1 protein-coding gene and 1 pseudogene are annotated in these 798 nt (G+C 59.3%); both read right to left on the bottom strand.

Going from position 1 to position 798, the window contains the following annotated elements; all coding sequences use genetic code 11:
- Positions 1–346: flavodoxin domain-containing protein (locus B3520_RS04455; RefSeq protein WP_286875489.1), on the bottom strand; the 346-nt coding region annotated here is incomplete at its 3' end.
- A gap of 139 nt (positions 347–485) precedes the next feature.
- A pseudogene (locus B3520_RS04450) lies at positions 486–798 on the bottom strand (pyridine nucleotide-disulfide oxidoreductase); the annotation flags it as partial.

Raw genomic sequence — 798 nt, 5'->3', positions numbered from 1 at the left:
CGTGGGTGGAGGTGATGAGGGCGAGCCGTTCGGTCTTTTTCAGTTGCCGGACGGGGAATTCGTCCATATCCAGGCACTCGACGTCCAGCCCCTGGGCGCGGGCCTGTTCCGCCAGCTGTTCGGCCAGGGTTTCGGCGTTGCCGGTCTGAGAGCCGTACAGTATGGTCAGTGTGACGGCGGAACCGCTTGCGCCGGATGGTTCGCCGCCGGCGTGCAACGCAGCTCGGTAGCCGGCCAGATAGCCCTGGACCCAGTCCAGTTGCTGCTCGTTCAATTCCCGGAGTAGGGCGTCGATTTGCTGGCGCTGGGCGTTGTTCAAAGGTGAGGGTGGCAAGGGGGCGTTCATGCGAAGTCGGGCTCCAATGGGTTCCGTGATCCTGTGACTTTGATAGTGAGTCAGGCTAACAAAAACTCAAGGCAACGCCGCCGTTTTGCTTAGACGGATGTGTCCTAAGCAAAGAACCGGCGGTAGTAACAGGGGGATGTCAGTGGCGCTCTTTGTGCGCGATGTCGCCTTCTTTACCCCGCAGCATGTAACGCCAATAGAAAGGTGGCAGCAGATGTTTTTTGACCACCCAGTAAAAGCGCGACCGCTTGAACGGATTCAGGGGCAATGTGGGCGTTACGGTTCCACCGTAGGTGAATTCCGCGAGCATCACCTCGCCATAACCGGTGACCACCGGGCAGGAGGTATAGCCGTCGTAGCGGGCGCTCAGTGGTTCCTGATCCAGAAAGGCGAGCAGATTTTTGACCACAACGGGTGACTGCTTGCGTACGGCGGCCGCCGTTTTGGATGTT

The sequence above is a fragment of the Marinimicrobium sp. UBA4509 genome, assembly GCF_002388575.1.
GTDB lineage: Bacteria > Pseudomonadota > Gammaproteobacteria > Pseudomonadales > Cellvibrionaceae > Marinimicrobium > Marinimicrobium koreense.
This window is presented reverse-complemented; position numbering and strand designations above follow the sequence as displayed.